Source organism: Flavobacterium sp. N2820 (genome assembly GCF_025947285.1).
Lineage (GTDB): Bacteria > Bacteroidota > Bacteroidia > Flavobacteriales > Flavobacteriaceae > Flavobacterium.
Genome location: NZ_CP110008.1, coordinates 1,908,930 through 1,923,589 on the forward strand (window position 1 = coordinate 1,908,930; position 14,660 = coordinate 1,923,589).

Genomic DNA, 14,660 nt, shown 5'->3' on the forward strand with positions numbered 1-14,660 from the left:
CATGAACGGAATAATATGGTTTAGAAACGATTTGCGCACGATTGACAATCATTCGTTGTACAATGCTTGTAGAGAAAGCGAAAAAGTAATTGGAGTATATTGCTTAGATCCAAGACATTATGAAACCACACCTTTTGGGTTTAAAAAAACAGAAAAGTTTAGAACTAAATTTTTACTACAAACTTTACATGAATTACAGCAAAATTTACTAGAAAAAAACATAAGACTACTAATTTATTATGGTTATCCAGAACAATTAATTCCAGAAATTTCTGCAAAATACCAAATTGATACCATCTACTCCCAAAACGAATGGACAAGAGAAGAAATTTTGGTAGAACAAGAAATTCGTAATTTGATAACTGTGAATTGGAAAACCTATTACGACCAATTTTTATTTCATCCTGATGATGTTCCATTTGACGATTGGGGAAAAATTCCAGAAGTTTTTACCGATTTCAGAAAGCAATTGGAAAAGAAAATTCGTGTGCGACCAACGGTATCTATTTCAGCCAAACCACAAAGTAATTTAATTGAAGAAACTACACCCATTCCGGGTTTAGAAGATTTAGGAATAGAAAACTTTAAGCAACCCGAAAAAACAGCATTCCCATTTAAAGGCGGAGAAATTCAAGCAAAAAAAAGAATCAAAGAGTATTTTTGGGACAGCAATAAATTATCGGTTTACAAAAAAACGAGAAATGGTCTAGTTGGGAAAAATTATAGCTCTAAATTATCAGCATGGCTAGCCAATGGAAGTATTTCGGCACGAACAATTTATTGGGAAGTACAACAATATGAAAAAAAAATCGTAAAAAATGAAGATACCTATTGGTTAATTTTTGAATTAATTTGGCGCGATTATTTTAAATATATTTCATTAAAACATGGAAATAAACTCTTTAAATTAAGTGGCATTTTAGAAAAAGAATATAAATGGAATCAAAACCCAAAAGCTCTTAATCAATGGATAAACGGCAATACACCTGAACATTTTGTAAATGCCAATATGATTGAAATACAAAAAACAGGTTGGATGAGCAATCGTGGACGTCAAAATGTGGCAAGTTATTGGGCAAAAGAATGGGAACAAGATTGGCGTATCGGCGCTGCCTATTTTGAAAGCTTGCTGATTGATTACGATGTGCACAGCAATTACGGAAATTGGATGTACAATGCTGGTGTTGGCAATGACCCAAGAGATAGAAAATTCAACATAAAACGTCAAGCAGAACTATATGATGCCGATGGCAAATTCCAAAAAATGTGGTTAATTCCTGAATTATTTTAAATGAAAACACTTCGATTACTTTTAGGCGACCAACTTAATTTACAGCATTCTTGGTTTGATGAAGTCAATCCTAATATGATTTATTTAATGGCAGAAATGCGTCAAGAAACCGATTATGTAAAACATCACGTTCAAAAAGTAGTCGCGTTTTTTCTGGCAATGCGCACTTTTTCAGATGAATTAATGGAAAAAGGACATCAAGTTAACTATTACAAAATTTCTGATTCGAATACTCCACAGGATTTGGAAAAATTGATTTTGGAAATAGTAGCAAAAGAAAATATTGAATGTTTTGAATACCAATTTCCTGATGAATATCGATTGGATGAACAATTGAAAGCCATTTGCGAGAAACTTTCTATTCCAACAAAAGCAATTGATTCGGAACATTTTTATGCTTCCAGAAATGAATTAGCTGATTTTTTTAAAGGGAAAAAGCAACTTTTAATGGAAAGTTTCTACCGAATGATGCGCAAAAAACACCATGTTTTAGTAATTGGTGATCAACCGTTGGATGGAAAGTGGAATTTTGATCACAATAACAGAAACAAATATAAAAATGAAGTTCCAATTCCTTTTCCTTTAGATTTTCATAAAAATGTAAGTGAAATTATCGCTGAAATTGAAGCGCAAAATATCACCACTTTTGGAAGTATTGATGCAGAAAATTTCAATTGGCCTACTTCAAGAACTGAAAGCTTACAACTGATTGATTATTTCTGTGCTAATTTATTAGTGCATTTTGGAACGTATCAAGATGCTTTATTTTCTGGACATAAATTCTTGTTTCATTCCAGATTATCTTTTGCAATGAATTCTAAAATGATTAGTCCAAAAGAAGTGGTTGATGCCGTGATTTCCTATTATTACCAACATCAAGAAACTATTGAATTGGCACAAGTAGAAGGTTTTGTAAGACAAATTATAGGTTGGCGTGAATATATAAGAGGAATATATTGGAAAGAAATGCCCAATTATGGAAAAATGAACGCATTAGAAAACTACAATAAACTTCCAGAATTCTTTTGGACAGGAAAAACCAAGATGAAATGCCTACAACATTCCATTACTCAAAGTTTATCGGAAGCTTATGCGCATCATATTCAACGTTTGATGGTGATTGGCAACTTTTCTTTATTAGCACAATTGCATCCTAACGAAGTAGATGCTTGGTATTTAGGTGTTTATATTGATGCGATTGAATGGGTTGAAATGCCAAATACGAGAGGCATGAGCCAATATGCTGATGGCGGAATTGTAGCTACAAAACCTTATGTTTCTTCAGGAAGTTACATTAATAAAATGAGTAATTATTGCGGCAACTGCCATTATAATGTAAAAGAGAAATTAGGCGAAAAAGCGTGTCCGTTTAACAGTTTATATTGGCATTTTTTAGATGAAAAAAAACATATTTTTGCCAATAATCAACGAATGAGTATGATGTTAGCGCTTCTTAAAAAAATGAAACCTGAAGAATTAGCAGCCACCAAAGAAAAAGCAATTTCGATTTTAGAAAAAATAGAAACCTTATAATCTTCTTACCATTTTGAACTTGTTTCAAAATCTAAAACATCAAATTAAAGATAGAAACTGAAACAAGTTCATTTTGACAAGAACACTATTAAACTTGGATGTGTCCCCAATTTTCACCCCATTTGATGCGATAAATTTGCATTTCAGAAACTCCAAACTCTTTTGCCGCTTTTCTAACACTGAATTTTTCACCTTGACGCTTCATTTTCAGTTTAATACGAATAACTTGTGTTGATGTTAATTTACGACCATCGCGCTTGATGTTGTTTTCTTGAAATTTTTTAAAAGCAGCTTGTGTAAGTGGGCTTTTGAAAGCGTGAGCTCGCATTTCATCATAAGTAGCCCATTTTAAATTATACAATTGATTATTTAACTTATCATAATCTAAATGTAAAACATACTCTTGATTTTCAGTATCTTTTGGAATAAAAAGTTCTGCAACCATTTTATGAACCGAATGAAAATATGATTTTCTTTTTCCATTGTTCATTCTTATATACCTTAAAAAAAGAAAACCTTCTGTCAAAGCTCCTTTCAATATCCTACCGTTTTCAATAGAATCTGTAAAACTTTTAAGTCTGCCGTAATTTGACACTGCATACCTAACCTTTCCTGGTACTTGGATTGGATATTCTTTCCATTGCTCAATTACAAAGTGATTCATTTTTTTGTCTTTAAATAAATTAAGGGGCGTATTATTTTAAGACTTATCGTCTGATTTTATGCAATATACAAATTATCTATTAAATTTAATTTTGTTTCCAACATTCATCTTTTGTGATTTTGCAAAAACGCCGCACATGTGAAACAACATTCTTGCGCCTACGTTTCCGTCCCAATCGTCATCTCCTGGTGCAACTTCTACCAAATCAAACCCAATTATTTCTTTGTTTGTATTGGCTAATTTGCTCAATAAATAGGCAGCTTGTTCATATGAAAAACCGCCTGGAACTGGAGTTCCAGTATTTGGACAATACCAAGGATACATCCCATCAATATCAAATGAAATAGCTACTTTTTCTGGTAATGAAGCAATAATATGATCGCATTGTTGTTCCCAAGTTTTGCCTTCAAATGTTTCTTGTTTTAAATCCATATCGGTGTGAACTAAAACTCTATCTTTTAGTGCAACTTCTACTTCTTGCTCACAAAAATCGCGAATTCCTACTTGTACAATTTTAGAAATTTGAGGAATTTGCAATGCATTATACATGATTGATGCGTGTGAATATGTAAAACCTTCATAAGCAATACGTAAATCCATATGCGCATCTAAATGTAAAATTCCAAAATTATCATATTTAGTTGCCAAAGCTTGATAATACCCTAATGGTGTTGAATGATCACCACCTAATAAAGCTACTTTTTTTCCTTTGTTCATCCAATCTAAAACACGATTTTTAACTTCTTCATTTAAATCTTTACAAGCTTTATTAATTTTATCTAAATCGGATTGTAACGCTGGAAACATTGACACATCTTCTCCACTTTCTAAAGCTTCTATAATTGGTTGTGCCATTCCTTTATATTTTTCAGAATTTTTTGCCCAATGTTCTGGTGCATCATCCATATAAATTCCTAATTTCCATAATTCTGGAAATTCTTGATGATTTAAATCTACTTGAAACGAAGCGTCCATAATAGCATCTGGTCCTTCAGAAGCTCCTGCTCCATAACTTACTGTTACTTCCCAAGGCACAGGAACAATAATAATTTCACTTTGTGCTGCTGAAAATGGCAATCCAAAAATAGTTGCATCGGCTAATCCCGGTTGTGATGGGTCAAAGTTTTCTAAAATTTGTTCTTTAGTCATTTTTTTAATTTTATGCATTTTCTGATGTTTGAAAATCCGAAAATTTGATGTTCTGAAAATCTATTTACTTAAAATTCCTTGTTTCAATATTTGTCCAAACTCATACATATCCTCAAACGAACAGTAGAATGGTGCTGGTGCTAGTCGAATAACGTTTGGTTCTCTCCAATCTGTGATTACTCCGTTTTTCATTAAATATTCAAACAATTCTCTTCCTTGTCCATGTAAATAAACCGATAATTGACAAGCTCTTTCTTCAGGATTTAAAGGTGTGATGATTTCAAACTCAGCACTCTCTAATTCTTTGTCTATTTCGTGAAGGATAAATTCTAAATACGAAGTTAACACATCTCTTTTAGCGATTAATTTATCCATTCCTACTTCAGCAAATAATTCAACAGAAGCTAAATAGGGTGCCAGAGACAAAATTGGTAAATTACTAATCTGCCAACCATCTGCGCCACGAACCGGCTCAAATTTGGGTTCCATTTTAAAACGACGCTCTTTATTATGTCCCCACCAACCTGCAAATCTGGGTAAATCGGAGTCGTTATGATGCATTTCGTGAACAAAACAACCTGAAGCATTTCCAGGTCCAGAATTCATGTATTTGTAACTACACCAAGCTGCAAAGTCTACTTTCCAATCGTTTAATTTTAATTTTATATTTCCTGCAGCATGTGCTAAATCCCAACCTACATAAGCGCCTTGTTTATGTCCTGCTTCTGTGATGGTTTTCATGTCAAACACTTGACCGGTATAATAATTTACGCCTCCTATTAAAACCAATGCTAATTCCTCGCCAATCTCTTCAATTTTTGCAAGTATATCTTCTAAACGAATGTTGTGTTCTCCTTCTCTGCGTTTAATTTCAACTAAAGCTCCTTTTGGGTCAAACCCAACTGTTTTTGAATGAAAGTCCACTTGACTTTGAAACATATATTGATCACTTGGAAATGCTTTCTCTTCGCAAATGATTTTGTATTTTTTAATAGTAGGACGATAAAAGGAAACCATCAATAAATGAAGATTTACTGTTAATGTGTTCATTACGGTAACCTCTGTTGGTTTTGCACCAACAATTTCGCTAAGTGGCACAGCAAAACGTTCGTGGTAATCCCACCAAGGTTTATCTGCATAAAAATGTCCTTCTACCGCTAAATTTGCCCAATCGGCCATTACTTCATCTACATACGACTTTGTTCTTTTTGGTTGTAATCCTAAAGAATTTCCAGTAAAATAGATTACTTGTTTTCCGTTTACATGCGGAAAAATAAATTCTTCACGATACTTATTTAAGCCATCTTGAGCATCTAAACTTTGTGCGAATTCGCGTGTATTTTCAAAAATCATTGGTGTAATGGTTGTTTATTTTGTAAAAGTATGGAAAAGTTATAAAGTGTCAAAGCGGTTGATTTAAATAAAAAAATCTCATCATTACTGATGAGATTTAGTTTATATAATATGAGCTGATTAGATAATCAACATTGCATCTCCGTAAGAATAAAAACGATATTTTTCTTGGATTGCTTCTTTGTAGGCCTTCATCATTAAATCATGTCCACAAAAAGCAGAAATCATCATTAGTAAAGTAGATTTTGGTGTATGGAAATTGGTTACCATCGCATCTGCCAAGCTAAAATCGTATGGTGGATATATAAATTTATTTGTCCAACCCGTAAATGGATTTAAAGTTCTTTGAGATGAAACTGAACTTTCCATAGCGCGCATTGCAGTAGTTCCAATACAACAAACTCTTTTCTTTTTCACTTTTGCATTGTTGATAATATCACATGCTTTTTGAGAAATAATCATTTCTTCCGAATCCATTTTGTGTTTTGATAAATCTTCTACTTCAACTGGATTGAAAGTTCCTAAACCTACGTGCAGTGTAACTTCAGCAAAGTCAATACCTTTAATTTCTAAACGTTTTAATAAGTGTTTTGAAAAGTGTAAACCTGCTGTTGGTGCTGCTACAGCTCCTTCTTCTTTCGCATAAATAGTTTGGTAACGCTCAGCATCTTCTGGAGTTACTTCACGATTGATGTATTTTGGAATTGGCGTTTCACCAAGTTCTACTAATTTTTCTCTGAACTCTTCATACGAACCATCGTATAAGAAACGTAATGTTCTACCACGAGAAGTTGTATTATCAATTACTTCAGCTACTAACGAATCGTCGTCTCCAAAATATAATTTATTTCCGATACGAATTTTACGCGCTGGATCTACTAAAACATCCCACAAACGTTGTTCTGCATTTAATTCTCTTAACAAGAAAACTTCGATTCGAGCTCCTGTTTTTTCTTTATTTCCGTATAAACGTGCTGGAAAAACTTTTGTATTATTTAACACCATTACATCACCATCGTCGAAATAGTCTATAATATCTTTAAATAATTTGTGCTCGATTGTACCTGTTTTTCTGTTAACTACCATTAATCGAGATTCGTCACGATTTTCTGTAGGAAACTCAGCTAATAATTCTTCAGGAAGATTGAATTGAAAATGAGATAATTTCATAAATAGAATTTAGAATTTAGAAATTAGAAATTAGAAAAATAGTGCTCTAAAAACTAATAGGTTGCAAATATACGATTATGAAATAGGCGTTGTCAAGTAAAAAGCGGTTTATTTTACAACTATAACTTAATTAGTCTGTAATAAGATACACCCAACCTGTTTTTTCAACACCATCTGCCAATCTTATATAATAGTAATAGGTTGCAGCTGGTAACATTTTTCCATTATAATCTTGACCATGCCATTCTTTTTTATATTTTTCTTTGGAATAAACTTCTCTTCCGTATCGACTAAATATTTTTAAATTTTCAACATTTAATCCAGATAAATCAAACGAATCATTTACATCATCTCCATTTGCTGAAATCCCTTTTGGAATTGAACATGTTGTGCTTGGTACATAAATTTCTTTTGAAGATTCACAATTAAACGCATTAGTTACTGTAAGGAAATAAGTTCCTATAGGCTCATTTGCTATTGTTATAGAATTACTTGTTCCCATTGAACCATTTGCATTACTCCAATTATAAGTTACCTCATCAATATTAAATGAATTATTTAATGGCACTGCAGTTAATGTTGCAACATCATTAATACAAGCTCTTACTATTTCAAATTGAGGTATAATTGCAACATTTAAAGTAGTTTCAACTAATTCAGACTCACAATTAGCACCAATAGTTTTCAAAAAATAAACACCTGAATTAGCGTTAGAAACAGCATTAACTATTGGATTTTGATCTGTAGAATAAAAATTTGAAGGTCCTGTCCATTCATAAGTTACATTAGGTATTGCTGATGCAAAAAACTGTATGTTTTCTCCTTCACAAACCTGATTATCGACTGTAATTTGTGGCGCTTCTGGTGTTTCATTGATTTGAATTATCAAATAACTTTCATCAAAAGAGTTGCAATTTCCATTGACTCTATACTTAAAATTATAAGTGCCCGTATTAACTTGACTGGAATTCCAAAAATTACCAATTAAAGCATTTGTATTTGAAAGGTCTTCCCAGATTCCACCTAGCGTATATGTTCCTTGAAGTAGTTGAAATAAATCTACAACACCTTGTGTGCTACATACTGAAACCGTTGTATCTATACCAGCATTTGGCGAATTTGAACTCGATAATATTTGATATTCAAGTGTAAAATCAATACAGCTATCTGGATGATCATATTTAACATTAATATGATAAACACCTGCATCAGCAACATCATTAAATGATGTAAAATTAAGTATGTTTGAAGTACTTAATACTGTTGATTCATCATTATTTTTCCACCATTTATATGTAAAAACCTCTACAAATGGAACGCTAAGAAAAGCATCTTCATCTTGACAAAAAGTAGAAGCGGTTAATCCAAATGAAAATGGGTTTGGAATATAAAACTCTCTGTTCAAAATATTCCCACAAGCATCTTCTACTTGAAATTTATATTGGGCTTCATCTAACCCAAGGAAAACAGACTGGGTGCCATTTTGAATCATAAATGGGAGGCCATCTTTTTCAACTATTCTATATTGTAATGGTGGCACACCAACTGCCTCTACAATTACATCAAAAGTATTATCATCACAAGCAATAGAAAATACATTTTCAATTTCTGGCGCTTCTAAGAAATCAAATTCTTTGACTAATATAAAACAATTGGGACTTGTGGCTACAATTCTAAAATGCCCATAAGCTGCAAAATTGTAGTTTGTACTAAAATTTTGAAGTAAAATTGCATTTATAGTTCCAATTGTTGGATTACTAATTCCAGTTATTGGATGCACCCATTGGTTTGTAGCTGTATCAAACTTCTGTAAAAAATAATTGTAATATGAAACTGGGATTGTTTCATAATTTAAATCAATATCAAACGAACCACAATTTTGGATTATTTCTGTTAAATTATTTATTTCAGAAACTAGTGTAATTGATTTTGTGGCGTTATTATTACAATTATCAATCAAATTGAAGGTGTAAGTTCCAGGAGCTAATCCTGAAATAATAAAAACACCATTACTATCAATCATATTTGAATAATCAAATGGTAAATTGTTAGGATAACTTGCTGGGGCACTTACTAAAAAAACCTGTTGCAAATCACTTTCTCCTATAATAGTGTTAGGACAGTTCGTATTTTGCTCCAAATCAAAATCACCTGAAACTACATTAATCGAAACCGTTTCTTCCTCTGAGGTACAAGTATTTGTTACTAAAAAATTATAAATACCTTGTTGATTACTTGGAAGATATGGAATACCATAATCAGGATGAATTGGTAAAGTATATGGAAGTGGAAGCGGGAAATTAGTAACAGATGTACTTGTCAGAACTGCTGAGGAAGCATTTATAACATATATTTCAAAGTCGAAACAGTTAAAAAATTCATAGGATAAACCTGAACCTAAATCAATTTCTGGTAAAGTAAAAAAGAAATTTCGTGGGTTATTACATAAATCTACCACTGTGAAAGAATATTGCCCAACAGGCATATCAAACAAGGAAAAAAATCCTGTTTGACTATCGAATGGTACTTGATAAGGTAAAGATAATCCAGTAGCTACACTTGCATTAGTTAATGTTACGCTTTGAACATTTATCCAATCAATCTGATATAAACCACATGATGTAGGAAAATAGTTAAACGATCCCGTATAAGTACTAAAAGGTAAAAGTCCAGAAACAGTTTGAGTTTCATTACATCCATTTGTAACCGAAACCGTATAATTAAAATTGGTATTTGCTGGAACAGAAATTAATTGAGAAATAGAAATTACCGATGTACTTCCAGATGTTATCGTTTGTGTAAATTGAATTGGACTTTGACCGGATGGAGTTATAGTAATTGCAACATTTAAAGGATATTTAATAACACTATTTCCTACTTTTTTTACATTGAAAGAAAAATTGGAAGTAGTACAACTTGCTATTTGATTATCAAATCCTGATAATGAAAAATCTGTTGACACATCTACAATTGTAAATGTTTGAACAACACCTTCACCACAAATATCAAACACACGAACACTGTATTGACCAGCTGTTAATTGGTCAAAAAAGTTAGACGTTTGTAAAGGACGTATCATTGGTCCTGCAAAAATTTCATAACTTGAAGCATTGCCAGAAGTTACATTTACTGTGATTGAACCATCATTAATACAATATTGATTTTCCCCAGTTAATTGATATGTCAAAGGTGTTATAGCATTAAGAACTGTAACATCTTGTTGTTGAAATCCTGAGTTACCGCCTAAAGTTTGTGTTGCAATAACGCTATAATTTCCGGCAACTAAACCGTTAATAAAATTTGTAGTAGTAACCGCAATTGGAGTAGTAAGATTTGGCAATAAAAAAACTTCATACACAATAGTAGCTGTAGGTTGAGTTCCTGAAATTCCAAACTGAATACTACCATTACCAGAACATGTTTCAGAAGTAGGTGTTAAAACCAATGAAAAATTTGATAATTGACTATATCCTTGCTGAACTAACAGAAAAAAAGATATAAAAAATATTAGCTTTTTTGGCATATAAAAAACATTAGATTCATGCAATTTAATAATTTTTATCGAATCATTTCTATTAAGATACAGTTTATAGCAAAAGGTTGCTTTCAACTATATTGATTCTAATTAATTTTAAACCCAATCATTTTCAAATTTTCCCAAAAAGTTGGATAGGATTTAGAAACTACTTCTGCATCTTCAATTATTAATGGAACTTTTAATGCCAATGGAGCAAAAGCCATCGCCATTCTGTGATCTTGATAAGTTGAAATTTTAATATCTGAAAGAATTCTATTTGATTGATTTAACGTCAAACTATTTTCAGAAACAACAATTATTGCCCCTAATTTTGACAATTCGGTTTTTAAGGCTTCAAGCCGATCAGTCTCTTTAATTTTTAATGTATGCAAACCTGTTAAATGACAAGCAATTCCTAAACCAAAACAAGTTACCGCAATAGTTTGTGCAATATCAGGACAGTTATTCAATTTATAATTAACACTTGGCAATTGACAATCATTTAATTTATGTATTGTTATGCTATTATCTTTGAAAATTGTTTCCACTCCAAAATCTTTATAAATTTCAGCCAAAGCACTGTCACCTTGCAAGCTATTTTCTTTATAACTCGAAAGTGTAACTTGTGTTCCGATTTCAGATAAAGCTATAATGGCATACCAATATGATGCTGAACTCCAATCGGACTCAATGGTGAATTGAGATGCTGAAACGAGTTCAGCATGACTAACCGTAATTTTGTTTCCAACAAAAGTGGTCTCCACTCCTATTTCACTCAATAAAGCCAATGTCATTTTAATATATGGAACAGATGTGATTGAACCTTCAAGCGTTATTTCTAAGCCATTTTCTAATTTGGGCGCAATCAACAATAAAGCAGAAATGTACTGACTACTAACATTAGCAGGAAGTGACACCTTGTTTTGTGTGAATTTTTTACCTTTAATTCGAAGTGGTGGAAAACCTTCATTTTCTTCGTATTCTATAGTTGCACCTAACCGATTTAAAGCGTCTACCAAAATTTTAATTGGTCTTTCTTTCATCCGAGAGGAACCTGTAATCACAATCTCTTTTCCTTCTTGAATTGAAAAATATGCTGTTAAAAAACGCATAGCTGTTCCCGCATGATGAACGTCTATCAATTGTGAATTGTGAGTTGTGAGTTCTAAATTTAGTGCTCTAGACATCACTTCTGAATCATCTGAATTGGAAGTATTTTCTAAAATTAGATTTGGATAAAGTGCTTGTAAAAGCAACAATCTATTGGTTTCTGACTTGGAACCAGTAATTTTAATTTTTGACTTTTGACTTTTGACTTTTGACTTTTGTATGTGTAAATCCATTATTTAGTAACGATTTTTAATCCAACAATGGACAAAATTAATGTTGTAATAAAAAAAACACGCCAAAAAGTAGCCGGCTCTTTAAATATAATAATACCGACCAAAACACTTCCTACAGCACCAATTCCAGTCCAAACTGCATATGCCGTTCCAATAGGTAATTCTTTGGTAGCTTTTACTAATAGTATCATACTAATTGAAAGGCATACTAAAAAGCCTCCATACCAAAGTAAAGAAGTATTTCCAGTTGATTCTTTTGCTTTCCCCAAGCAAGTGGCAAAGCCTACTTCAAATAAGCCTGCAATTATTAGTAAAATCCAGTTCATGTGTTTTATGGTGAATTATGAGTCGTGAATTTATCATTTAGAACTCACAATTATTTAAGTTTTTCGTTATTATGATGGCGATCGTGATCGCGTTTGGTTTTAACGTCCATTTTTTTATCGAAAGCCGCTTGCAAATCTACTCCTGTTTGATTGGCAAGACATAAAACTACAAAAACAACATCGGCTAGTTCTTCGCCTAAGTCTTTGTTTTTATCGCTTTCTTTTTCTGATTGTTCACCATAACGGCGGGCAATAATGCGGGCTACTTCACCTACTTCTTCCGTAAGTTGAGCCATATTTGTTAATTCATTGAAATAGCGAACACCGTGTTCATTAATCCAATTATCAACCTCTTGTTGTGCGTTTTTTAAATTCATAGTTATTTCTTTTTCAATACTATTTTTTCGGTTTGTTTGTTTATCATTTCTTTAAAAAAAGATTTTACCATTTCATAATCATTAGCGGGTAATAACAAACTATTAATTTCAAAACTCGAAACAATTTGAATCATTCCATTAGAAACACTTCCATTAAAATTAAATGCTAAAGCGCCGCTTGACGTTTTATAATTTATAGATTCTGGAAAACTTTCTACTTCATAATTTTCGGGCAACTTTATAGAAATATTAAAATTTATCTTTTGCGGAAAATCAAATTCAATTGGGTAATTTCTTTTTTCAGACTTAAAAGGATTTTCATTCAATTCCATGAACAAAAATGGAGATAGATATAGTTTATCACCGATAATTTCAACTAAGTTATCACTTACAAAAGAGTAAGTAAGATTAATAGGTTTTGATTTCTCGTTTTTTACTGTTAGTTCATCAATTTCTGTTCCTTCATAGTCTTTTTCTAATTTTTCAATTAGTGATTCATTTGTTAAATTACCTTTTTTCTCTCTATAAAGTAATGCTACATAATCGTTAGAAATTTCACGAACTTTTCCTTTGATACTAGTTTCATCAACAATTTCCGATAAAATTGTAATACTTTTACTAGACTGTTTTTTGGGTTCTAAAAAAATTTCTTTAGAGGTTCCATTTGGCATTAGCATTCTTCCAGACCAATTTAACACTTTTAAAGGAAGTATATTCGGTAATGTGTTTTTATTTGTTGCATCTAAAAGTACAATATTTTCATCGTTACTTAATTTTACGCCTACAATAACATAATTGAAAGCAAATCTACTTGGAAAAATAGCAATCCCGTTAGACCTTGTACTAACAATTATAGGATTTGCGTCTAATCCAGCATGTCTCAACATTGCAACCAACATCAAATTAATATCTGCACTATTACCTACTTTTTCTTTGAAGGCTTTTTTTACTCCTTTTTCACAATTATAACTATTGTTTTCATTCCATACCATGCTATTTTGAACATATTGAAATATTTTTTCCAACTTTTCATTTTCAGACGATGTATCTTTTATTAAAGTTTCTATTTCATCTTCAAAATATGATTTAAAGTTTAATTCTCTACCAAAATTATCATTATCATAGATAGATTTAGAAACATCATTCCAATCGAGCGCTACACTTTCAATTGGCTTATTAGGATATTGAATTGATGCCAATTCATATTTTAAAACTGAGGTATAATTATTAATATTTCGTACAAACTCTTCATCTTTTATGGGTAAAATATTTTGAGCGGTGTATGTATATTTTGTACTATTAAAATCTAATGATGTAATTATTTTTTCTTCTGTTGAAATTGCTTCAAATCCAGTGATAACAGTTCTATATCTAAAATATTGTGGAATATACACTTCATATTTTACGGTATTTACAGGGATTTCGTGCTGAAAATACCAATCGTTAAAATTTGAAATGTAAGGTGAAACGATTTTGTAACTAAATTCAATAATTGAACCTTCTTTCACGCCTGGAAAAGTAATTTTCTTTAAATTCCATTTTTCATTTACTTCTTCTTTGAACTCACTTTCTGATTTTAATCTAGTTTTTTCAACTTTACCTCCTACTAAATTATAGGTATATGCATCTGAGATATAAACTTTTTCTTTTCCATTTCCTCCTACAAAATATGCTATTTCTTGATCTGCAAATTTGAAACCTTCTTTTTTATATATTTTAATTTTTACGTCAACTTCTGTTGTTATTTCCCAAAAACCATCTCTAGTTAAATCAAAATTTGTTTTACCAATTTTAAAAAGATAAGCTGCAGCAGATGAGGAATCAATTGAATGCACATTTTCCTTTAATTCGTCGATTGTAACTTCTCCTAATTTTAATTTTTGTGTAAATCCTAATTGAAAAAACACGAATAGGATAATAATAGAAATTTTTTTCAC

11 protein-coding genes are annotated in these 14,660 nt (G+C 31.6%); 2 read left to right on the forward strand and 9 right to left on the reverse strand.

Annotation, left to right across the window (positions count from 1 at the left end; all coding sequences use genetic code 11):
* Position 1 precedes the first annotated feature (1 nt).
* Together OLM52_RS09285 and OLM52_RS09290 are read left to right on the forward strand one after the other, a co-directional pair.
* Complete coding sequence (locus OLM52_RS09285) at positions 2–1,291, forward strand: DASH family cryptochrome (RefSeq protein ID WP_264548237.1); 1,290 nt, start codon at positions 2–4, stop codon at positions 1,289–1,291.
* Positions 1,292–2,824, forward strand: a complete 1,533-nt coding sequence (locus OLM52_RS09290) for a cryptochrome/photolyase family protein (RefSeq protein ID WP_264548238.1) — start codon at positions 1,292–1,294, stop codon at positions 2,822–2,824.
* 88 nt (positions 2,825–2,912) lie between these two features.
* On the opposite strand, the gene OLM52_RS09295 is transcribed toward OLM52_RS09290, so the two are convergent.
* The 9 genes from OLM52_RS09295 to OLM52_RS09335 all read right to left on the reverse strand — a co-directional run bounded on the left by OLM52_RS09295 (position 2,913) and on the right by OLM52_RS09335 (position 14,660).
* Entirely contained in the window at positions 2,913–3,488 is a 576-nt protein-coding gene (locus tag OLM52_RS09295) for an NUMOD4 domain-containing protein (protein WP_264548239.1), read from the reverse strand.
* A 72-nt stretch (positions 3,489–3,560) separates the two neighbouring features.
* The gene (locus OLM52_RS09300) at positions 3,561–4,637 is read right to left on the reverse strand and encodes an agmatinase family protein (RefSeq protein ID WP_264550536.1); all 1,077 of its coding nucleotides are present in this window, start codon (positions 4,635–4,637) and stop codon (positions 3,561–3,563) included.
* Positions 4,638–4,697: 60 nt separating this feature from the next.
* Positions 4,698–5,990: a kynureninase gene (gene kynU, locus OLM52_RS09305; protein ID WP_264548240.1), complete on the reverse strand. Its 1,293-nt coding sequence runs from the start codon at positions 5,988–5,990 to the stop codon at positions 4,698–4,700.
* Between the two features lie 120 nt (positions 5,991–6,110).
* The gene (gene queA, locus OLM52_RS09310) at positions 6,111–7,160 is read right to left on the reverse strand and encodes a tRNA preQ1(34) S-adenosylmethionine ribosyltransferase-isomerase QueA (RefSeq protein WP_264548241.1); all 1,050 of its coding nucleotides are present in this window, start codon (positions 7,158–7,160) and stop codon (positions 6,111–6,113) included.
* A gap of 130 nt (positions 7,161–7,290) precedes the next feature.
* Positions 7,291–10,683, reverse strand: coding sequence for a gliding motility-associated C-terminal domain-containing protein (locus OLM52_RS09315; RefSeq protein ID WP_264548242.1), 3,393 nt, complete (start codon positions 10,681–10,683; stop codon positions 7,291–7,293).
* Positions 10,684–10,781: 98 nt separating this feature from the next.
* The gene (gene aroA, locus OLM52_RS09320) at positions 10,782–12,020 is read right to left on the reverse strand and encodes a 3-phosphoshikimate 1-carboxyvinyltransferase (RefSeq protein WP_264548243.1); all 1,239 of its coding nucleotides are present in this window, start codon (positions 12,018–12,020) and stop codon (positions 10,782–10,784) included.
* Positions 12,020–12,346, reverse strand: a complete 327-nt coding sequence (locus OLM52_RS09325) for a DMT family transporter (protein WP_264548244.1) — start codon at positions 12,344–12,346, stop codon at positions 12,020–12,022. The genes aroA and OLM52_RS09325 overlap by 1 nt, the downstream gene beginning before the upstream one ends.
* Positions 12,347–12,396: 50 nt before the next feature.
* The gene (locus OLM52_RS09330) at positions 12,397–12,723 is read right to left on the reverse strand and encodes a nucleotide pyrophosphohydrolase (RefSeq protein WP_264548245.1); all 327 of its coding nucleotides are present in this window, start codon (positions 12,721–12,723) and stop codon (positions 12,397–12,399) included.
* A 2-nt stretch (positions 12,724–12,725) separates the two neighbouring features.
* Positions 12,726–14,660, reverse strand: a complete 1,935-nt coding sequence (locus OLM52_RS09335; RefSeq protein WP_264548246.1) for a DUF3857 and transglutaminase domain-containing protein — start codon at positions 14,658–14,660, stop codon at positions 12,726–12,728.

Bases quoted from the DNA above. Each gene is read 5' to 3' on its own strand.
- OLM52_RS09315 (WP_264548242.1), bottom strand. From the start codon at position 10,683: ATGCCAAAAAAGCTAATATTTTTTATATCTTTTTTTCTGTTAGTTCAG.
- OLM52_RS09285 (WP_264548237.1), top strand. From the start codon at position 2: ATGAACGGAATAATATGGTTTAGAAACGATTTGCGCACGATTGACAAT.
- OLM52_RS09325 (WP_264548244.1), bottom strand. From the start codon at position 12,346: ATGAACTGGATTTTACTAATAATTGCAGGCTTATTTGAAGTAGGCTTT.
- OLM52_RS09295 (WP_264548239.1), bottom strand. From the start codon at position 3,488: ATGAATCACTTTGTAATTGAGCAATGGAAAGAATATCCAATCCAAGTA.
- OLM52_RS09300 (WP_264550536.1), bottom strand. From the start codon at position 4,637: ATGACTAAAGAACAAATTTTAGAAAACTTTGACCCATCACAACCGGGA.
- OLM52_RS09330 (WP_264548245.1), bottom strand. From the start codon at position 12,723: ATGAATTTAAAAAACGCACAACAAGAGGTTGATAATTGGATTAATGAA.
- OLM52_RS09290 (WP_264548238.1), top strand. From the start codon at position 1,292: ATGAAAACACTTCGATTACTTTTAGGCGACCAACTTAATTTACAGCAT.
- aroA (WP_264548243.1), bottom strand. From the start codon at position 12,020: ATGGATTTACACATACAAAAGTCAAAAGTCAAAAGTCAAAAGTCAAAA.
- kynU (WP_264548240.1), bottom strand. From the start codon at position 5,990: ATGATTTTTGAAAATACACGCGAATTCGCACAAAGTTTAGATGCTCAA.
- queA (WP_264548241.1), bottom strand. From the start codon at position 7,160: ATGAAATTATCTCATTTTCAATTCAATCTTCCTGAAGAATTATTAGCT.